At 50.4% G+C, this 20,495-nt stretch carries 14 protein-coding genes; 9 read left to right on the top strand and 5 right to left on the bottom strand.

The genetic code is table 11. The features are described from left to right. The first annotated feature begins 259 nt into the window (after positions 1-259). Positions 260-1,228 (top strand): LysM peptidoglycan-binding domain-containing protein, encoded by a 969-nt coding sequence (locus GX019_05895; protein HHT36694.1) that lies wholly within the window; start codon positions 260-262, stop codon positions 1,226-1,228. Positions 1,229-1,340: 112 nt separating this feature from the next. After that, on the top strand, positions 1,341-3,716 hold the full coding sequence (locus GX019_05890) for a glycoside hydrolase family 95 protein (GenBank protein ID HHT36693.1): 2,376 nt from the start codon (positions 1,341-1,343) through the stop codon (positions 3,714-3,716). Between the two features lie 33 nt (positions 3,717-3,749). Here GX019_05890 and GX019_05885 read toward each other — a convergent pair whose 3' ends face one another. Continuing rightward, positions 3,750-4,598, bottom strand: a complete 849-nt coding sequence (locus tag GX019_05885) for an AraC family transcriptional regulator (protein HHT36692.1) — start codon at positions 4,596-4,598, stop codon at positions 3,750-3,752. 187 nt (positions 4,599-4,785) lie between these two features. Between GX019_05885 and GX019_05880 the strand changes: the two genes are divergently transcribed. From GX019_05880 to msrA, 3 genes are read left to right on the top strand one after another with little or no spacing between them, the layout of a single operon-like run. After that, complete coding sequence (locus tag GX019_05880) at positions 4,786-7,071, top strand: DEAD/DEAH box helicase (GenBank protein ID HHT36691.1); 2,286 nt, start codon at positions 4,786-4,788, stop codon at positions 7,069-7,071. Next, positions 7,049-8,263, top strand: coding sequence for a ribonuclease H-like domain-containing protein (locus GX019_05875; GenBank protein ID HHT36690.1), 1,215 nt, complete (start codon positions 7,049-7,051; stop codon positions 8,261-8,263). Before GX019_05880 ends, GX019_05875 begins: the two co-directional genes overlap by 23 nt. A gap of 18 nt (positions 8,264-8,281) precedes the next feature. After that, complete coding sequence (msrA, locus tag GX019_05870; protein ID HHT36689.1) at positions 8,282-8,815, top strand: peptide-methionine (S)-S-oxide reductase MsrA; 534 nt, start codon at positions 8,282-8,284, stop codon at positions 8,813-8,815. Positions 8,816-8,843: 28 nt separating this feature from the next. Here the strand turns inward: msrA and GX019_05865 are convergent, their stop codons facing one another. Next, complete coding sequence (locus tag GX019_05865) at positions 8,844-10,085, bottom strand: DUF1015 domain-containing protein (protein ID HHT36688.1); 1,242 nt, start codon at positions 10,083-10,085, stop codon at positions 8,844-8,846. Between the two features lie 128 nt (positions 10,086-10,213). On the opposite strand from GX019_05865, the gene GX019_05860 reads away from it, so the two are divergent. Both GX019_05860 and GX019_05855 read left to right on the top strand, forming a co-directional pair. After that, entirely contained in the window at positions 10,214-11,482 is a 1,269-nt protein-coding gene (locus GX019_05860; GenBank protein HHT36687.1) for an L-rhamnose isomerase, read from the top strand. A gap of 15 nt (positions 11,483-11,497) precedes the next feature. Then, positions 11,498-12,487, top strand: coding sequence for a Gfo/Idh/MocA family oxidoreductase (locus tag GX019_05855; protein HHT36686.1), 990 nt, complete (start codon positions 11,498-11,500; stop codon positions 12,485-12,487). Positions 12,488-12,549: 62 nt separating this feature from the next. On the opposite strand, the gene GX019_05850 is transcribed toward GX019_05855, so the two are convergent. Continuing rightward, positions 12,550-13,785 (bottom strand): trypsin-like serine protease, encoded by a 1,236-nt coding sequence (locus GX019_05850; protein HHT36685.1) that lies wholly within the window; start codon positions 13,783-13,785, stop codon positions 12,550-12,552. A 159-nt stretch (positions 13,786-13,944) separates the two neighbouring features. Then, positions 13,945-15,516: a phosphoglycerate dehydrogenase gene (locus GX019_05845; GenBank protein HHT36684.1), complete on the bottom strand. Its 1,572-nt coding sequence runs from the start codon at positions 15,514-15,516 to the stop codon at positions 13,945-13,947. Between the two features lie 185 nt (positions 15,517-15,701). Here GX019_05845 and serC point away from each other — a divergent pair, with 185 nt between their 5' ends. Next, a complete protein-coding gene (serC, locus tag GX019_05840) occupies positions 15,702-16,784 on the top strand; it encodes a 3-phosphoserine/phosphohydroxythreonine transaminase (GenBank protein ID HHT36683.1) in 1,083 nt (360 codons plus the stop codon). A 138-nt stretch (positions 16,785-16,922) separates the two neighbouring features. Then, positions 16,923-20,039, top strand: a complete 3,117-nt coding sequence (locus GX019_05835) for a DUF4981 domain-containing protein (GenBank protein HHT36682.1) — start codon at positions 16,923-16,925, stop codon at positions 20,037-20,039. Here the strand turns inward: GX019_05835 and GX019_05830 are convergent. Beyond that, complete coding sequence (locus GX019_05830; GenBank protein HHT36681.1) at positions 20,036-20,461, bottom strand: GNAT family N-acetyltransferase; 426 nt, start codon at positions 20,459-20,461, stop codon at positions 20,036-20,038. The two genes, GX019_05835 and GX019_05830, sit on opposite strands and share 4 nt — an antisense overlap. Between the last annotated feature and the right edge of the window lie 34 nt (positions 20,462-20,495).

The raw sequence follows: 20,495 nt of genomic DNA, 5'->3' as shown, positions 1-20,495 counted from the left end.
TGAGGACAACCAAATTGTCGACACCTATCTTAAATCAGATCGGGACCCAAGGCGGAATGTTGCTCTAAAAATCTACGGGCAGAACAATATCGTTTGCAACAATACAGTGAGCAGAACCTACGGCCGTCGGTTTAAAGATATCAGCTCCGGTAATATCGATGAGGGCAATGTTTATCAATAAAAAACAGGACTCCTTTCCTAACACCCCATGGCTATTTCCTAATAGAATATAGCGAGGTTTTAGTAAAGGAGGGGTTCTATGCATAGTGGACGCGTTCCCGCCTCCTGTCCTCCGGGATTTCAGGGGCGGTATACCGTACAGCCTGGTGACAGCATGTTCCTGATTGCCCAGCGATTCGGCGTCAGCCTTAATGCGTTGATCGCAGCTAATCCACACATTTCTAATCCCAGCCAGATCTTCCCGGGCGATGTGCTCTGCGTGCCCGGTACTAGTCCGCAGCCGCCTTGTCGCCAACCAAGCAGCTGCCCACCGGGATTCCAAGGGCGCTATACTGTTCAGCCGGGCGACTCAATGTTTACCATTGCCCAGCGTTTTGGTGTCAGCCTTAATGCTTTAATCGCAGCTAACCCGCACATCAGCAATCCGAACCAGATTTTCCCATGCGATGTTCTGTGTGTTCCGGGAGGTCAGCCCTGCCGCGAGCCGGTATCCTGTCCACCAGGGTTCCAGTGCCGCTATACAGTGCAACCGGGCGATTCTATGTTTACCATTGCCCAGCGATTTGGCGTCAGTCTCAATGCATTAATCGCAGCTAATCCGCAGGTCACTAATCCGAACCAGATTTTCCCGTGTGATGTGCTCTGCGTACCCTGCGAAGATGATGATATCAGCACACCCTGCACAGCTCTCTTGAGACAGACCGGTACGATTATCGGGAATGCGGCGGGTAGTGCTCTGATTCGGTTCCTCAACACTGGAGAGCGTTCTATCAGTGTGCTTGGCGTAGGTCTTCCCGAACCATCGGATCTAGGCGAATTCAACAGCTATCAGTGCCGAGTTGCATTTCCTGACGGATCCAGCAATCACTTTATCCTGCTGCCAATTTCGCTCGGGCCGTCTAAGCCTAAGACATGGGCAGGCACACTTACCTTTGGTTCCGGTGATTGGCCGAGAAGTACAATGATCGTGGTGCGGCCGATCCACCGCGATAAGGGTAAGACCGGTGCAGCGGTGCTGACCGGAACACTGGAGAAGTGCTGCCATTAGTCTAAGCAGTACCATCTCCCAATGCTTCGCCATTGGGAGATTTTTTTGTGCAGGAAAACAGGTGCTCAAGCCGAATATTACGACAGCAGCAAAAAATAGGAGGGCATTTGGTTTGGCTACAAAAACCGATGAGCGAAAATTATGGTATAAACAGCCGGCAAGCACATGGGTTGAAGCGCTGCCGATCGGTAACGGACGCTTAGGCGGCATGGTCTTTGGAGGCGTTGAGCTTGAGCGGATTCAGCTCAATGAGGACACGCTCTGGTCCGGTCGACCTCGGGACAAGAATAACTATCAGTCCTATGAGCATCTTGAAGAGGTAAGACGCCTGATCTTTGCCGGAGAATACAAACAAGCGCAGCAGTTGATTGAGAAGAAAATGCAGGGCAGATACACTGAGGCCTATCAGCCCCTCGGCAGTCTCTATCTAGCAAGCAGTGTAGATGAAGAGATTATTGATTATCGCCGCGAGCTTGACTTAAATAGAGCCACTGCTGCGGTTACATATAGTACTTCCTCAGCTGTTTACCGGCGGGAGATCTTCTGTTCCTATCCTGACCAGGTGATGGTGGTGCGGCTGACCAGCAGTAAGGCGGGCAGCATCAATTACCGCCTCTCCCTTGACAGCCCCCACCGGTTTATGGTCAGATCTGATGGGAAAGACCAGTTACTGCTGGATGGCAGATGTCCGGTGTACACGGCGCCTAATTATGCTCGGGAAGTAGAACATCCGATTATTTACGAGGATGATGTCAGCGAGGGGATGCGCTATCGGGTGCAGGTTCGAGTTATCACTGCAGGTGGCTTGGTGACAGCAGAGGGGAATGAGCTGGTTATTGACGGCGCAGATTCTGCGGTAATTCTGCTTACTGCAGCTACAAGTTTTAACGGTTTTGACTGCAATCCCCATTGGGAAGGGAAAAATCCGATTCCTATCTGCGCTGATCTTTTGGAGCGGGCAGCAGTTAAGTCTTATGAAGAACTGCTAGAAGCCCATCTTGCAGATTATCAGTCTCTATTTAACCGGGTGCAGCTGGATTTAGGCGAGCCCCTTTATCCAAACCTGCCGACAGATGAATGGTTGGCTGAGGTAAAAGCGGGCAAGCTGGATCCGGCTTTAGCAGCCTTATACTTTGATTATGGCCGCTATCTTTTGATTGCATCATCACGTCCCGGTACTCAGCCTGCTAACCTCCAAGGAATTTGGAATGATTCGATAAGACCGCCCTGGAGCAGCAATTACACTACCAATATCAATGTGGAGATGAACTACTGGCCGGCAGAAGTCTGCAATCTGGCGGAGTGCCACACGCCCTTGTTTGATCTGATCGACGATTTGGTAATTACCGGAGGCAAAACAGCCCGGATTCATTACAACGCTCGAGGCTGGACCGCCCATCATAATGTAGATTTGTGGCGGCAGACCGCACCCGCAGCGGGGTCTGCCAAGTGGTTTTTTTGGCCTATGGCCGGTGCTTGGCTGTGCCAGCATCTCTGGGAGCACTACCAGTTCAGCGGCGACCAGGAGTTTCTAGCAAAGCGTGCTTATCCGGCAATGAAAGGCGCTGCTCTGTTCTGCTTGGACTGGCTGGTGGCTGATGCTGATGGGAATCTGGTCACCTGTCCATCGACTTCACCCGAGAATGAGTTCGTTACCGGAAGCGGAGAGCGGGCTAGTGTCAGTCTTGGCTCAACCATGGATATGTCCCTGATTTGGGATTTATTCACCAACTGCATCGAGGCGAGCGAAGTTCTGGATATCGACAGCAGTTTCCGGCGGGAGTTAGAAACGGCCAGAGAACAGCTGCTGCCTTTAAAGGTAGGACAGCATGGACAGCTGATGGAATGGCACCAGGACTTTGAAGAAGCGGAACCGGGTCACCGCCATGTTTCCCATCTGTTTGGCCTCTTTCCCGGAAGGCAGATTCTTAAGCATAAGCATCCCCGCTTAAGCGAAGCCTGTGAGGTTACCCTCAAGCGGAGATTAAAACATGGCGGAGGCCACACCGGTTGGAGCTGCGCCTGGTTGATCTGCTTGTTTGCTCGTTTACATGATGCAGAGCAGGCTTATGAATATGTGAGCACACTGCTGAAGCGGTCTACTTATGACAATCTTTTTGATGCTCATCCACCGTTTCAGATTGACGGCAACTTTGGAGGAACAGCAGGTATAGCTGAAATGCTGATCCAAAGCCATGCCGATGAGCTGCACCTGCTGCCGGCGCTGCCCAAAGCTTGGTCTGAGGGATCGGTCAAGGGGTTGAGGACACGAGGAGCTTTTGAAGTTGAGCTGACTTGGGAAAAGGGCAGCCTTGTAAACGCGGTTATCATGGCCAACTTGACCAGGCGCTGCCGCGTTCGTTCGGCAGAGCTGCTTGATGTGTTCTGTGACGGGCAGCCGGTGGAGATTGAGCAGGAGGATCAGCATGTGTTCAGTTTTGCAGCTCGGGCTGGAGCCAGGTATGAGTTAAAAAAGGCACAAAAATAAGTTCCAGCAGTGGAACTTATTTTTCTAGCTTATTTATTGTTTGCGGTAGGTGAGGGGCGAGACCCCGGTAATCTTTTTAAAGACCCGGCCGAAGTGGGTTACACTCTCGTAACCGACCCGCTCGGCGATATCCGAAACGGTGAGATCGGTTCCCCTCAGCATGTACTGGGCGTGCTTAATTCGCAGGTTGTTTAAGTACTGCACAAAAGTAAAGCCGGTGGCATCTTTAAAGGTTTTGGTAAAACAGCTGGTGCTGATATAAAACTTCTCGGTGATTAAGGACAGAGTCAGACGATGCATATAATTGTTGTTGATGAATGCGATAATATCAGAGATCTTGGCCAGTTTAAGATTAGTTGTCTGGGGCACTGCGGTTAACGAATCGTTGATACAGCGCTTGAGATACATTAAAAGTTCAATAAACAGTACCTCAATATACTCCTGGTAGAGTTCTGGTTTATTGTGACATTCGGAAGCGATCTTAACAATTTGGTTCTCAATAAACTTCTGGTTCTCCCTAGGCAGAGTAAACACATGCAGATCGAGATTGAAAATCGAAAAAAGATCGGCGTTGGGAAAGCGCTGATTAATCTCTTCTTCAAAGTGTTTCTCATAATAAAACAGGGCCCGTTCATAACCTTGTGCGTCGCTGTTGCCGATTGTCCGGTGGATTACACCTTTATTGATCAGCACAATATTGCCGGGTTCCACATGGTAGGTGCGGTTGTCGATAAAATAATCTCTTTGTCCTGAAACTAGGTAGTAGATTTCGTAGTAGTCGTGGAAGTGAAAAATCTCCATGTCCCGCTGACGGTCGGTGCGGATATACTCGAAGGCAAATTTGTCGAAGTTATTTACAGAATACGAAGGCATGTTTTCCACCGAAAAATCCTCCTTAGGTCAATCTGGGACGCGCTTAGCGAGGTTTTTGTCGTCGAAATCTGTCCAATTTGTACTCATAGATAGCTTACCATATCTGCCACAGGATGTAAAGTAAAGATCACTATTAATGCAGGGAAGCAGACGCGGTAAAGCGAACTTATATTCTATTAGAGTGGAGGTAAGATTTATGATTGGACAGGTTTTGAATGAATTCCGCACTAGGCCCGAGTTTACGGCCAACATTACGTTTTGGCAGTCTATTCCGGCAAAACCTGCCGTTTATGAGCCGTTTCCGGAAGGCTTAAATCCGAAGATTATCGAGCTGTTGAAGCTAAAAGGAATCAATCAGCTGTACACTCATCAGGCGCAAGCGTTTCGGAGTGTTAATTCCGGCAGGGATATTGTGGTAGTAACACCTACTGCGTCCGGCAAAACCCTGTGCTATAATCTGCCGGTGCTGAATCATATTCTTGATCATCCGGAAAGTAGGGCTTTATACTTATTTCCAACCAAAGCCCTGGCTCAAGACCAGGTGGCAGAGCTGATGAGCTGGGGAGAACAGCTCGGAGAAACCATCAAAACCTATACCTATGATGGCGATACCGCAGCTGATGCCCGCCAGGCAATTCGCTCTGCCGGCAATATTGTCGTTACCAATCCGGATATGCTTCATTCCGGAATTCTGCCCCACCACACCAAGTGGATGCGCTTATTTGAGAATTTGACCTATGTGGTGATCGACGAGCTCCACACCTACCGGGGTGTTTTCGGCAGTCATGTGGCCAATGTGATCCGGAGACTGCAGCGCATCTGCAGCTTCTATGGGTCTAATCCGATCTTTATCTGCGCTTCGGCCACTATTGCCAATCCTGGAGAGCACAGCGAGCGTTTAATCGGACGCAAGGCAGCCGTAATCGATAAAAATGGTGCTCCCAGCGGACCGAAGGAAGTCTTCTTCTACAACCCGCCCGTGATCAACCAGTCCTTGGGAATCCGCCGCAGTTCGCTCCTAGAAACCCGAAGAATTGCTGAAGAGCTGATCAGCAGGAACATTCAAACCATCGTTTTCACCCGCGCTCGGGTGGATCTGGAAGTGCTGTTGACCTATCTGAGGCGTTCGTTTAAGCGCCTCGGGGATTTAACTGAGAAGATTCGGGGCTACCGCGGCGGTTACCTGCCGAAACAGCGGCGGGCAATCGAGCGGGAACTGAGGGAAGGCAGGGTTTTGGGTGTGGTCAGTACCAATGCTCTTGAGCTTGGTGTGGATATCGGCAGTCTCCAGGCAGTGGTGATTAATGGTTATCCGGGAACGATTGCCAGTTTGTGGCAGCAGATCGGACGGGCCGGCCGCACCCATGAGCTGGCAGCAGCAATTTTGGTCGGCAACTCCAGTCCTCTTAACCAGTATATCGTTAATAATCCCGATTTTATTCTGGAGCGGGGAGCGGAGCAGGCGCTGATCGATCCCGACAATATCTACATTCTCCTCAGTCATCTTAAATGCGCCGCCTTTGAACTGCCGTTTAAAGCTGGGGAAAAGTTCGGGGGCAAGGATGTCGAGGAATATTTAGACTTTCTCGTGGAAGAACAAGTGTTAAGATTTGTCGAAAAGCGCTACTACTGGATGAGTGAAGATTATCCAGCAGCGGACATTTCACTGCGCAGCGCTTCGGCGGATAATTTCACCATCATTGACACCACTGATGGTGCCAGTGTGGTGATTGGAGAAGTAGACCGCTTCAGCGCTCCCATGCTGATTCACGAAGGCGCCATTTATATGCACGAAGGACGCCAGTACCACGTTGACCACCTCGACTGGGAGCGGCAGAAGGCTTACACCCGCCAGATCAAAGCTGACTATTATACTGATGCTAACTTAGATGTAAACTTAAAAGTGTTAGAAGTCAGCGACAGCCAAGTGCAGGAACCGGGAAAGGCGCTCCACGCTTGGGGTGAAGTGCTGGTTGCGGCTAAAACCCATTTATATAAAAAGATCCGGTTTTACACCCATGAAAACGTCGGCTGGGGTAACATCTCCCTGCCAGAGCAGGAAATGCACACCACCGCTTTCTGGTTTGCCCAAAAGCTGGACTTGGATCCCAGCGTTCCCACAGAGGTAATCCAAAACGCCTTAAGCGGGGCAGCCAATTTGCTCTTGAATACTGCGCCCTTAGAGCTGATGTGCGAACCGGGGGATTTAGGGGTAGCTGCTCAGGTTAAGTCTCCTTTTACTGAGCTTCCGACTATCTATATCTACGAGAAATACCCCGGCGGGGTCGGCTACGCTAAGCAGATGTTTGATAACTGCCGCCGGATTTTAGAGCGGGCTTACCAGCTGTTAATCAGCTGCGGCTGTGAAGAAGGCTGTCCATCATGCGTAGGAGCGCAGGTAGAAATGGGTTATGCCGCTAAGAATTACTGCCGCCAGTTTTTGGAGGAGGCACTCAAGCATGAAGCTTACCGACAAGCTTAGAAGATTTGCAGCTCAGCCCAAACCGGCTGAAAAACAGCAAGAACCAGGACAGCTCGATTTTCTCCAGGGACGAGCTGTGGCTAATCCCTTCGGCAGCTATTATCTAATTGAGCGGCGCTTTTCCCTGGACTATCTTCACGGCAGCCAGGAACTGTCCGGCGCTGCGGCAGCGAATTCTGCTGATTTGGCTTTGATCGCTAAAGATGAGGCGGTAGGTAGTTTGGAGATTAACCGCACCCTCTTTTTCGATACTGAAACTACGGGCTTAGCCGGAGGAGCCGGGACTTATGCTTTCTTAGTGGGAGTTGGCTTTTTCCAAGCAGATCAGTTTGTGGTGCGCCAGTACCTGATGCGGGATTACCATGAAGAGACAGCGATGCTCTATGATGTCTACCGGCTGGTGCAGGAGTTTGATGCCTTAGTCTCTTACAACGGCAAAAGCTTTGATTGGCCGCTGCTAAAAGATCGGTTTACGCTATCACGCTTTGAACCGCTCCGCAAGCATTTCATCCATTTTGATCTGCTGTACTCAGCCCGCAGATTGTGGCGGGAGGTTCTGCCTGACTGCAGCCTGCACACAGTGGAGGCGCAGGTTTTGGATGTTGCGCGGGAAAAGGATATTCCCGGAGCGGAAGTGCCCCAGCGCTACTTTGATTATATCCGCACTAAGAAGGGTGAGCTGTTAGAGGAAGTAATTGCCCATAACCGCGATGATATCCTCTCTTTAGCGGCGCTGATGGGCCATATCAATCATTTGGTCGGTAAAGACGCGGATGAATTAGACTCAGGCGCTGTCTGCTGGGCTTTGGCTAAACTCCACCTGCAGAATAAAGAGTGGGATAAAGCGGCTCAGTTTCTGCAGCAGGCAGTCGATCTGGCTGACAGCCGAGCGGATCGCTTAGCAGCATTAAGTAAACTGGCGTTAGTCTATCGCCGCCAGCGCCGGTGGGAAGCAGCGGAGCAGATCTGGCTGTTCTTAGCGGAAAAACACAGCGATATCCAGTCCTGTGAAGAGCTGGCTAAGTATTATGAGCACGTCTTAAAAGATTTTTCCAAAGCTCATCAGGCAGCCACTCGTGGACTAGCCCTGAGCCTCAACCAGGACCGGAGGCGCATTCCCGCCTTCGAGTACCGCTTAGCTCGGTTAGAAAGAAAGTTAAATAAAACTAAACAGCAGTTTTTGATCAGCTGATAGGAAAGGATGACGATTATGGCAGCAAAACTCCAGCAGGCAACCCTTGGCGGAGGCTGTTTTTGGTGCATTGAAGCTGTTTTTGCAGATTTGAAGGGAGTAGTAGAAGTTTTGCCTGGCTATGCCGGAGGCAATGTGGCCAACCCCAGCTATGAGCTGGTCTGCACCGGAACTACCAACCACGCTGAAGTAGTGCAGATCACTTTTGACCCGGAAGTTATTACTTATGAAGAGCTTCTGGAAGTGTTCTTTAAGGTGCATGATCCGACCACCCTTAACCGCCAGGGTGAAGATGTGGGCACTCAGTACCGCTCGGTGGTTTTTTACCACAATGATGAGCAGAAAACTGCGGTTGAAGCAGCGATTGCCGAGAATCAGAAGCTGTGGGATGACCCGATTGTAAGTGAAGTTGCTCCCTACACAGTGTTTTACCCCGCGGAAGACTATCACCGGGAGTATTTCAAACACAATCCAAACCAGACTTACTGCCGGTTGGTGATCAATCCTAAAGTGGCGAAATTCAGAGCTGAATTTAAGAACAAACTCAAATAAAAAAGAGCTGCCAAATTAGGCAGCTCGTTTAGATTTTATGAACAAATAATCCACTTAAGAGCTTTGGCTCAAACCAGGTAGACTTGGGCGGCATAACCAGTCCCGCATCAGCTACCGCGATTACTTCCTCTACCGCTGTGGGGTAGAGGGAGAAGGCGACCTGCATATCGGTGTGGACTCGGCGCTCTAACTCCTTCAAGCCCCGGATTCCTCCGATAAAGTCAATTCGCTCATCAGTGCGGGGATCAACAATGCCCAGCACCGGTTCAAGCAGATTATTCTGCAGCAGGGCCGCGTCGAGCCTGTTGACCGGATCATCTACTGGAATCAGTTCTGGTTTAATGGTGAGTTTATACCAGGTGCTTCCCAGATACATGCCAAAAGTATGGGGCGTTTCCGGCTGGTAAGGTTGGGAAGGTGCTGTAACTACTTCAAACCGCTCCTGAATCCTGGCTAGAAACTCCTGTTCCGGCAGACTGTTGAGATCGCGGACAACCCGGTTGTAGGACATGATTTTTAATTCGGATGCCGGGAATACTACTGACAGAAAATAGTTAAATTCCTCGTCCCCGCTGTAATCTGGGTTTTCTTCCCGCTTCATTAAAGCAGTTCTCATGGCTGCCGCGCTGCGGTGGTGGCCGTCAGCGATATACAAATAAGGAACTTCCTCAGCAAAGAGAGTTCTAATCTTGGTAACCACATCGGCTTGATCAACAACCCACACAATCTGCTCTACTTGATGAGCTGTAAACCGGTAGACCGGCTCATGGGTTTCGGTCCAGCTGCTGATCAGCGCTGCGATTTCCTCGTGGTCAGGATAAGTTTGGAGGATGGGACCAGTGTGGGCATTAAGAGCCTGCACATGGTTGGCCCGGTCGATTTCTTTCTCCGGGCGGGTATGCTCGTGCTTTTTAATCACACCGTTGAGATAATCATCCACAGACGTGCAGCAGACTAAGCCGGTTTGGGCTCGTCCATCCATGATCTGGCGGTAAATGTAGAGACAATCATGTTGGTCCATTATATATTGATTATCGGCAATCATCTGCTGCAGAATGCGGTTTGCTTCTGCGTAAACCTGAGGTTGATAAGGATCAACCGGATCGGGAAAATTGATCTCAGGTCGATCAATCCGCAGAAATGAATAAGGATTGCCCGCAGCCATCTTTTTCGCTTCAGCTGTATTCATGACATCATAAGGCAGCTCAGCGATGAGATGGGCGTAATCTGGATGTGGCCTGACTGCTCGAAATGGTTTAACAACTGCCATAATATTCCTCCTCTCTCCAGTTGCTTTATTATAACACAGGTTAATAATAAGTGAAAGCAGCAGGAAAAAAACGGATTAAAGGGAAGCATTAATATGCAACACTATTGAATGAAAGGAGTCGGAGGAAAGTGACCGATAAACAGAAACAAATTGAACAAAGCTATTTACACGCGAAAGAGCTCTATGCTAAATGGGGTGTAGATACAGACCAAGTATTAGAAGAGTTAGCCAATATCCGCGTATCCATCAACTGCTGGCAGGGTGATGATGTCCGCGGCTTTGAGGGCGCAGATCAATTAACCGGTGGTATTCAAGTAACCGGCAACTACCCGGGTGTTGCCCAAACTCCGGAGCAGCTGCGCCAGGACTTAGAAAAAGCCCTGTCTTTAATTCCCGGTAAGCATAAGGTTAATGTCCACGCCATGTATTCAGAAACAGGCGGGGAACAGGTAGACCGGGATCAGCTGAAGCCCGAGCATTTTAAAAACTGGGTTGAATGGGCGAAAAAGCTCGGCATCGGCCTCGACTTTAATCCCACTTATTTTTCCCATCCGTTAAGCGATGATGGATTTACCTTAAGCCATCCCGATCCGAAAGTGCGCAAGTTCTGGATTGACCATGGCATAGCCTGCCGCAAAATTGGTGAGTATTTCGGTAAAGAGCTGGGTGTTCCCTGTGTCACCAACATCTGGGTACCCGATGGCTATAAAGACATGCCGGCAGATCGGTTTGCGCCTCGGCAGCGCTTGATGGAATCTCTCGATGAGATTTTAGCGGAAGACATTTCCAAAGAATACAACATTGACGCAGTTGAGAGTAAACTCTTCGGCATCGGCTCTGAGAGCTATACTGTCGGTTCCAACGAATTCTACTTAGCCTATGCGGTTAAGAACAACGTGACTCTGTGTCTCGATGCTGGGCATTTCCACCCGACCGAAGTAATCTCTGATAAGATTTCGGCTGCCTTAACCTTTGTCGATTCACTGCTGCTGCACGTAAGCCGTCCGGTAAGATGGGACAGCGACCACGTTGTAACTCTTGATGATGAAACCCAACGGATTATGGAAGAAATCGTCAGAGGCGGCGTTCAAGACCGCGTCTACATTGCCCTTGACTTTTTTGATGGCAGCATCAACCGGATTGCAGCCTGGGCAATTGGTACCCGCAATACTTACAAAGCGCTCTTAAAAGCGATGCTTGAGCCGTCAGATAAAATCAAGCAGTTTGAGGCTGAAGGCGATCTGACTTCCCGCCTGGCGATCATGGAAGAAATGAAATCCTACCCCTGGACAGCTGTCTGGGATTACTTCTGCCTGCAGCAGAATGTACCGGTTAGAGAAGAGTGGCTCGACGAAGTTAAGAAATACGAGCAGGAAGTACTGCTGAAAAGGGGATAAGAAGGAAGGGTTAAAATGAGAGTATGCATTATTGGCGGCAGCGGTCATGCCAGCTTTGTTTTCCGCGCCATGAGCGCGGATCCTACCATTGAAGTGGTGGGTATTGCCCCCGGTTCAGAGGGGGAAAACACCGCTAAGTTTATGAAAGAAGCGGAAAAGCGCGGCCAAAGCCCCAAATACTATGATGACTACCGGGTTATGCTCGATGAGCTTAAGCCGGATATTGCCGCGGTTAACTGCCATTTTGGCGATCACGCTAAAGTTAACTTTGAAGTATTAAGCCGCAAGATTCATCTCTTTGGTGAAAAGCCCCTGGCTACTACTATGGAAGAGCTAGCGGTCTTGGAAAAGGAATACGAGCGAGCCGGAGTAGAAGTCGCAGCCATGCTGGGACTGCGCTACGATCCAGCGTTTTACACTGCCTGGCACGCGGTGCAGGATGGTAAGATCGGTGAAGTTAGACTCCTAACCGCCCAGAAGTCCTACCGTTTAGGCAGCCGCCCTAACTTTTTCAAAAACCGCGTCAGCTACGGCGGCACCATCCCTTGGGTTGGCAGCCACGCGATTGATTGGGTCTATTGGTTCGCCGGGGAGGACTTCATTTCGGTAATGGCCCATCATTCCGCCATGCACAACCGCGGCTTAGGCACCATGGAAATGACCGGTCTGTGCCACTTTGAATTTACCAATGAAGTGTTTGGGTCAGTGAATATTGATTATCTCCGACCAAGCACAGCTGAATCTCACGGCGATGACCGCGTCCGCGCAGCGGGCACCAAAGGAGTTATTGAGGTTCGCGGCGGCAGAGTTTACTTAATCAGCGCGGACCAGCCTGGGACCCAGGAACTGCCCCTGATGCAGCCTCCCGCTTTCTTTGCTGAGTTCGTGAAGCAGGTGCGGGGCGAAGGCCAATGCCTGGTCAGCGCGAAAGATTCGTTCCGGGTTACTGAAGCCTGCTTAAGGGCGCGAGAATCAGCTGATACCGGAAAAATGGTTTATTTCTAACCGGAGAACATAATAAGAAACAGCGCTATCCTTGTGGATAACGCTGTTTTTGATTCTTCGGCTTAATTCCGGAGTTCCTGCGGCTTATCACCGAGGGTTACCGGAAGCAGCAGGCTGTCGCCATTGCGGATGAGGTAGAGCATAATTGTGTCGCCGACTTTACATTCTGCAATTACCTCGGCTAGATCATCCTGCTCCACAATCTCGCGCTGGTTGATGCGGAGGATTACGTCTCCGGGTTGAATTCCCGCTTCGGCAGCCGGAGAGCCGGCCACTACTCTGCTGATAAATACTCCTCGCGCATCAGGGAGACTGAAATAATCGCGGATATCATCGGTAACGCTGCCGTAGTAAATGCCAAGCCAGGGCTCAGGCGGCAGGGCTACCCCCCCGGTTTCAATCAGCTCCTCAAGCACTTCTTTGGCAACATTGATGGGAATAGCAAAACCAATTCCTTGGGCTTCTGCGTGAACTGCTGTGTTAATGCCAATTACTTCACCTTTAATGTTAAGCAGGGGTCCGCCGGAGTTACCGCTGTTAATGGCGGCATCGATCTGCATCAAGTTTTTATAGGTTTGGGTTGTGCGGTCAGAACCGATAATCTCGATTTCCCGTCCTTTAGCGCTCAGCACACCTACAGTTACGGTATGGTCAAACTGTCTGCCGTAGGGGTTGCCGATGGCGATCACCCATTCACCTTGGCGCGCTTTGTCAGAATCTCCTAGGGGTACGGTTGGGAATGGTCCTTCGCCTTCAATTTGGAGGACTGCTAAGTCCAAGCGGGCATCCGAACCTAAAACCGTGGCCGGGAAGTCACCGCTGATGGTTGGGGATGTAATGGTTACTGTAATCTTTTGACCCTGTCCTGCGTCGCCAACAACATGCTGATTGGTGAGCACAATGCCTTTTTCATCGATAATAAACCCGCTGCCCTGGGTGATCCTCTCCCGTGCAGACGGTGATGGCTGCAATCCCCAAAAGTCAAAACCAAAAAAGAAACTAAATGGATCATAACGCCAATACCTTGGGGTTTCCTCTTGTGCAGGCCAGGTTACCTGAATGTAGACTGTAGCCGGATTCGCTGCTTCCGCAATGTCAGCAATTTGATAGGGGTTGCCGAGCGAGTTAAACAGCAGCTCCGCCTTTGAACTCGAATCAGCTGGTGTCGAAACAGCGGTTTGCGGCTGCTGCTCCTCCTGAGCAAAAATTTGCATGTTTGGAATCTGGCTAACTGCAAACAACCCAACAACCAACAGCAGTGTCACGACTAAAGTTAAACTCAAACGTTTGCGCTGCATACAACTCCTCCTCTTTCTTTTCAGGTTATTTAAAATTAGCCTCTATTAATTATATACGCACATTTTTTTGCCAATCAAGGGGTATAAAAATCCAATTTTCCAGAAAAAAACAGGGCGCCGGCTGAGAAATCTCAACCGGCGCGGGGAGGTTAGTTATGTTTAAAACTCAATATTGGTAATCCGAGTGACTTCGCTGATTGCTTCTAACTCAGCGTGAACTTCAGGGGTAATTGGCTTGTCGATGTTGATTATCATCAGTGCCGCGCCACCCTGCTGTTTGCGGCCTACCTGCATGCCCCCGATATTAATCGCATTGCTGCCGAGGACCTGTCCCACTCGTCCCACAACACCCGGAGTATCGACGTGGTCGACCAGCAGCACGCTGCCAAAAGGAGCGAGGTCGATGTCAAAACCGTCAATGGAAACGATCCGCGGTCCATATTCTCTGATGCAGGTGCCTTCTAAAGTAAAGGATCCCTTGTCAGTGATGGCGACTGCTTTAATCAGGTTGGTGTAGACCGAACCATTATCTAAGTATTTCTCTCCATAGCTGATGCCGTACTCCTTTGCGATAATTGGAGCATTGACATCGTTGACAATAAAATCAACGCGGGGCTGCAGGAAACCGGCTAACAGGCCCCTGGTTACTAAAGTAGTCTCTAAAGCGGTAATCGGTCCGCTGTAGTGCACTTCCAGCGATTTGACCGAGCCTTCGGCAAGCTTCGATACAATTAAACCCATGATCTTGGTCAGCTCATAGTAATGGCTGACCTTGGCTAAAACCTCGCTGGAAACAGCCGGCAGATTAACACCATTGCGGACCGGTTTGCCTTCAGCAAAGTTCAGCACTTCTTCACTCACGATGGTCGCCACATTCAGCTGCGCTTCCTTGGTCGAAGCGGCAATGTGGGGAGTGGCAATTACATTGTCCATTTTAAGCAGGTCCAAATTCTGCGGCGGCTCAGTTTCAAAAACATCAAGAGCAGCGCCGCCAACATGCCCAATTTCGAGATAATGTTTGAGCGCCGCTTCGTCAACAATACCGCCGCGAGCGCAGTTGATGATTAAAACTCCCTGTTTGGTAATCTTAAGCGACTCCATGTTGATCAGACCCTTGGTTTCCTGGGTGAGAGGAGTATGTATCGTAATGATATCTGATTTAGCCAGCAGCTCATTTAAGCTGACTTGATTGACCCGCAGTTTTTCTGCGCGATCCTTGGTTAAGAACGGGTCATAGGCGAGAACAGTCATATCAAAGGCCTTGGCTCGCTTGGCAACTTCCGAACCGATTCTGCCAAAACCGATAATTCCGAGCGATTTGCCTTTTAACTCCCTGCCCTGGAACGCCGAGCGGTTCCACTCACCGTTTTTCACCGAATTGTTAGCCGGGCAGATTTTCCGCGCTAAGGCCATCATCATGGCAAAAGCGTGCTCAGCGGTGGAAATGGTGTTGCCAGAAGGAGCGTTGACTACAATAATTCCCCGCTTAGTGGCAGCCTCAACATCGATGTTGTCCACCCCGACACCGGCTCTGGCAATGATTTTCAGCTTCGGCATTTTCGCCATCAGTTCATCAGTAACTTTAGTGGCGCTGCGCACCAATAGGGCGTGATATGCATCCAAGTCATCCGTATCTTTGACATCCTGCAGCACATATTCAATCTCACTGCTGTTTAAAAACGGTGCCAGGCCCTCCTCGCTGATCTTGTCTGAAACTAACACCCGAAACATTCCCTATCCCCTCTCGTGGCTTTATTTAATTATTGTACTATTATAACACGAAAAAAGTAATCATGAAAAAGTAAATCTGATTATGAAAGCGTTAATATGGTGAAAAAATTGTCATTTTGTATTTTTAATTCCATCATTCTGTGGTACTATAGTACTCAAATCAGTTCTTCGGGAGGGAGAAACCGATGAAACGAGCTTATAATTTTAACGCCGGACCATCAGCGCTGCCTTGGCCAGTGCTGGAACAGGTTCAAGCAGAACTGCTGGATTTCGCCGGCACAGGCATGTCAATTATGGAGATCAGCCATCGAAGTAAAGATTATGATGCTGTACATAACCACGCTAAAGCAATGCTTTATAAACTATTAGCTATACCAGAAGACTACGAGATTCTCTTCCTTCAAGGTGGGGCCAGTCTCCAGTTTGCAATGGTGCCCATGAACCTTTTAGCCCAGGGTCAAACCGCAAACTATATTTTAACTGGAACCTGGTCGGAAAAAGCCCTTAAAGAAGCAGAGAAGCTGGGCGGCACCTTTGTGGGCGGAAGCAGCGAAGACCGCAATTACAAATACATTCCCGCCCTAGACAGTCTGCAGATCAGCCGGGATCACGCTTATGTCCATATCACTTCCAACAACACGATTTACGGCACCCAGTGGCATGAGTTTCCCGACACCGAAGGCGTGCCGCTGATTGCCGATATGTCCAGCGATATTTTGTCGCGGCCCTTTGATGTGAGTAAATTCGGTTTGATCTATGCTGGTGCCCAGAAAAATTTAGGTCCTGCCGGAGTAACGGTCGTGATCATCCGCCGGGATCTCCTGACTAATGTGCCCGAACAGCTGCCCACCATGTTAAAGTATAAAACTCATATTGACTCTAATTCGCTTTACAACACACCGCCCACCACCTCGATCTATGTATTGAGCAAAGTGCTGGATTGGGTAGACAGCAGGGGAGGGCTGGAAGCAATCGCTGAGCACAACCGGGCCAAAGCTGAGCTGCTCTATGATGCCATTGACACCAGTGACGGCTTTTACCAGGGACACGCCGATCCGGAAGCCCGCTCATTGATGAACGTTACCTTTACCCTCGCGGATAAAGATCTGGAAGCTAAGTTTCTTGCGGAAGCCAAGGCGGCCGGGTTTGTAGGCATTAACGGCCACCGCTCAGTAGGAGGCTGCCGCGCTTCAATTTACAACGCGGTGCCTATTGAGGCCGTTGAAGCTCTGCGCGACTTTATGCTTGACTTTAGAGCCAAGAATTAATTTGGGGATTAGGAGATGTCGGTTTCGGCATCTCTTTTTTTGTGTCCTGGCAGGGACTGGGCAGATAGTAGAGAATGATTGTGAATGGAAGAAGCTAAAATTTGGATAAGCTAGCAGTGAAGAGGAGGCTTAGGAAAATTGAAGCGAGTAGATTGGGAAAACCCCCGAATATTTGAGAGGAACCGGATGCCGGGACATGTACCTCTCTTTCCCTACGCCGATTTTGCCAGAGCTCAGACCAGGGATAAGATTTCACCTTGGTACAAGCTGATTAACGGCACCTGGGACTTTTTGTTAGTTGATGCCCCTGAGCGGGCACCGGAAGGATTCTACCTTCCTGATTTTGACACCGCAAACTGGCATACGATCAGAGTTCCGGGCAACTGGCAGCTTCAGGGCTTTGATCGACCGATATACACTAACGCGCAGTTTCCTTTCGAGCCGAATTACCCGCGGGTGCCGCAGGAGAATCCCACCGGATTGTACCGCCGCACCTTTACAGTCGATCCGGAGTGGATTGGACGCCGAATCTTCATCGGCTTCGGCGGCGTTGATTCTGCTTTTTACCTGTGGATCAATGGAAAACCAGTTGGCTACAGCCAGGACAGCCGCCTGCCGGCAGAGTTTGACGTAACTGAGTATGTCCAGCCCGGAGAAAACACCGCGGCATTAATGGTGCTCCGCTGGAGCGACGGCACTTATCTTGAGGATCAGGATATGTGGTGGTTGAGCGGCATTCACCGCGATGTTTATTTGTACACCACCCCGAATGTTTATATTCAGGACTATTTTATTAAAACACTTTTTGATGCTGAATACCGCGATGCGGTGCTGGATGTGGAAGTAAAGATTACTAATGCCGGCGCAGCTTCTGCTGAAGGCTGCAGCCTCGTCGGTTATTTATACGATCCTGAGGGACAGCAGGTGGAGCTGGAAAACTTCCACGCGGTCGATCTTAAGGTCAAGGCAGGGCAGAACCGGATTGCCGCCTTTAAAGCAGATGTCGCAAGTCCTTTGAAGTGGTCTGCTGAGACTCCCCAGCTGTATACTTTAGTGCTGGTGCTCCATGACCACAACGGCATGCCACTCCACATTGAAAGCAGCCGGGTGGGCTTCCGCCAGATTGATGTTAAAGACGGCAGGATATTAGTTAACGGCAATCCTGTCATTTTCCGCGGTGTCAACCGCCATGATCACCATGACGAGTTCGGCAAGTATGTGCCTTATGAAGATATGGTGGCGGAGATCAAGCTTATGAAGCGGTTTAACTTTAACGCGGTCCGCACTGCCCATTACCCGAATGATCCTAAATGGTATGAACTCTGCGATGAATACGGCATCTATTTAATCGATGAGGCGAACATCGAGACCCACGGCATTGCCCAGGTTGGGCCAGGCCCGGCCGATGATCCGGCCAACAGTCCGGAGTGGCTGGGAGCATTTTTGGATCGCGTCAGCCGGATGGTGCTCCGAGACAAAAACCATCCTTCGGTACTGATCTGGTCGTTAGGAAACGAAGCGGGATTTGGCCCAAATCATGAGGCCTGCGCCGGCTGGATTCACGGTTATGACCCGACACGCTTGGTTCACTACGAAGGCGCGCTCCGACGCCGCAAAAATGGGAAAGTCGCTTCCTGCCTCGATATGATCAGTACCATGTATCCATCCCTGGAATTTCTCGAGCAGTTAGCCACTGAGCCTGGCGAAGACCGTCCGGTAGTGATGTGTGAATTCGCCCATTCCATGGGCAACAGCACCGGCAATTTGGTGGAATACTGGGAGCTGGTGCACAAGTACCCACGCTTGGTGGGCGGCTTTATTTGGGACTGGATTGATCAAGGCTTAAAGCGGTATACCGAAGACGGTGAGGCATGGTGGGCTTATGGCGGTGACTTTGGCGATGAGCCGAATGATGGTCCGTTCTGCATTAACGGCTTAATCTGGCCAGATCGGACACCCCATCCTGCCATGTGGGAATGCCGCAAGGTCTTTCAGCCGATCAAGATTGAGCTGATTGATCAAGAGCAGGGAATAATTGAAGTTACTAATCTCCATGAGGCCGTGGATTTAAGCGGCTATGATCTATTCTGGGAATTAAAGGCGGACGGAGGGCAAGTGCTCCAGTCAGGCCAGCTTAAAACGCTGTATACCAAACCGGGGCAGACAGAGCGGGTCAATCTGCCCATGACGAAACCGCTGCTAAAGCCGGGAACGGAGTACTTCCTCTATATTAGTTTCTGCCTCAAGCACGATGCCAAGTGGGCGGATAAAGGCCACGAGGTGGCGTGGGAGCAGTTTGAGCTGAAGTACAATGTGCCTGCGCCTGCGGTGCTCGATCCTGCTGATTTACCGGAACTAAAAGTAGAGGAAAATGAGTTTCAGTTCGAGATCACCGGCAGCAGTTTCAAAGTAGTCTTTGACCGCAAGCGGGGACAGATCAGCTCCTATGTCTTTAACGGTCATGAGCTGTTTAACGCCGGTCCCCATGTCAATATTTGGCGGGCTCCCACGGATAACGATGCGCCAAAATTGGCACGCCAGTGGTATGAGGCGGGTTACGACAGACTTAAGCTTTCTGAGGTTAACTGCGAACTGACACTGGTTGAGCCTACCGCAGTCCAGATAGAGGTAACCGCCTGCGCTGATTCTACCAGCGGTCCGGCCCGGTTCGCCTATTACTATCAGTATCGGATTTACGGCAGTGGCGATATCGTGCTCACCACTACTGTGCAGCCGGATCTCAATCTGCCTACCCTGCCGCGGATCGGCCTGCAGATGAACCTGCCCAGCGAGTATCAGGTGATGACCTGGTTTGGGCGGGGTCCGCAGGAAAACTACTGGGACCGCAAAGCGGGGTATCCGGTGGGGATTTATCAGGGTCTGGTCCAGGATCAGTACGTTCCCTATATCCATCCCCAGGAAAACGGCAATAAAACTGATATCCGCTGGGTTGCCCTGACTAACCACGATCAGATCGGGCTCTTAGTAGTGGGGCAGTCATTGGTAGAAACCAGTGCCCATTTCCATACAACCGATGATTTTGAAAAAGCAAAGCACACCTACGAGCTTAAGCCGCGGGATTATATTGTGTTCAATGTCGACTACCGGCAGACCGGTCTCGGAGGCGGCAGCTGTGGGCCGATGACGCTGCCAAAGTATCAGGTAAGGCCGGAGCGGGTCAGCTTTACGGTAAGGCTGCGTCCCCTTGGACCAGACGACAACCCGATTGCCTTAAGCAAGCAGGTTATTTATTAGAGCTTTTTTCTCATCATGCGGTGGGGGATGCCGGCATCATCAAAGATTCGGCCTTCGGCGGTAAAACCGGCTTTTTCATAAAAGGGGATGGCGTGAAGCTGAGCGCCGAGGTAGGCTTCCTCAAGACCCTGCTCTCGGCACCATGCGGTCATCGCAGTGAGGAGCCCCATGCCGATGCCCCTGCCGCGGTGAGATTTTAATACAGCGAGACGGCCGATCTTACCTCTGCGGCCGTCGCTTACTACGCGACCGGTGCCCACCATGATCCCATGGTCAAAAGCGCCGAAGTGGACCGCAGTTTGGTCATAGTGGTCCTGCTCCTCCTCAGGCGGCACCTGCTGCTCGTCCACAAACACCTTAAAGCGAATCGCCATTGCCTGGGGAAACTCCGCTTCCGAGATAGTGCGATAGCTGATTGTCATAACTCCATTCCTTTCTTTAATGAATTTTGATGAG

Source organism: Bacillota bacterium (genome assembly GCA_012837335.1).
GTDB lineage: Bacteria > Bacillota > Limnochordia > Darwinibacteriales > DTU012 > DTU012.
The sequence above is the reverse complement of the archived record's forward strand: the minus strand, read 5'-3'. Positions and strand labels throughout refer to the sequence as shown.

Bases quoted from the DNA above. Each gene is read 5' to 3' on its own strand.
- GX019_05895 (HHT36694.1), top strand. From the start codon at position 260: ATGCATAGTGGACGCGTTCCCGCCTCCTGTCCTCCGGGATTTCAGGGG.
- GX019_05880 (HHT36691.1), top strand. From the start codon at position 4,786: ATGATTGGACAGGTTTTGAATGAATTCCGCACTAGGCCCGAGTTTACG.
- GX019_05875 (HHT36690.1), top strand. From the start codon at position 7,049: ATGAAGCTTACCGACAAGCTTAGAAGATTTGCAGCTCAGCCCAAACCG.
- msrA (HHT36689.1), top strand. From the start codon at position 8,282: ATGGCAGCAAAACTCCAGCAGGCAACCCTTGGCGGAGGCTGTTTTTGG.
- GX019_05865 (HHT36688.1), bottom strand. From the start codon at position 10,085: ATGGCAGTTGTTAAACCATTTCGAGCAGTCAGGCCACATCCAGATTAC.
- GX019_05855 (HHT36686.1), top strand. From the start codon at position 11,498: ATGAGAGTATGCATTATTGGCGGCAGCGGTCATGCCAGCTTTGTTTTC.
- GX019_05850 (HHT36685.1), bottom strand. From the start codon at position 13,785: ATGCAGCGCAAACGTTTGAGTTTAACTTTAGTCGTGACACTGCTGTTG.
- GX019_05845 (HHT36684.1), bottom strand. From the start codon at position 15,516: ATGTTTCGGGTGTTAGTTTCAGACAAGATCAGCGAGGAGGGCCTGGCA.
- serC (HHT36683.1), top strand. From the start codon at position 15,702: ATGAAACGAGCTTATAATTTTAACGCCGGACCATCAGCGCTGCCTTGG.
- GX019_05830 (HHT36681.1), bottom strand. From the start codon at position 20,461: ATGACAATCAGCTATCGCACTATCTCGGAAGCGGAGTTTCCCCAGGCA.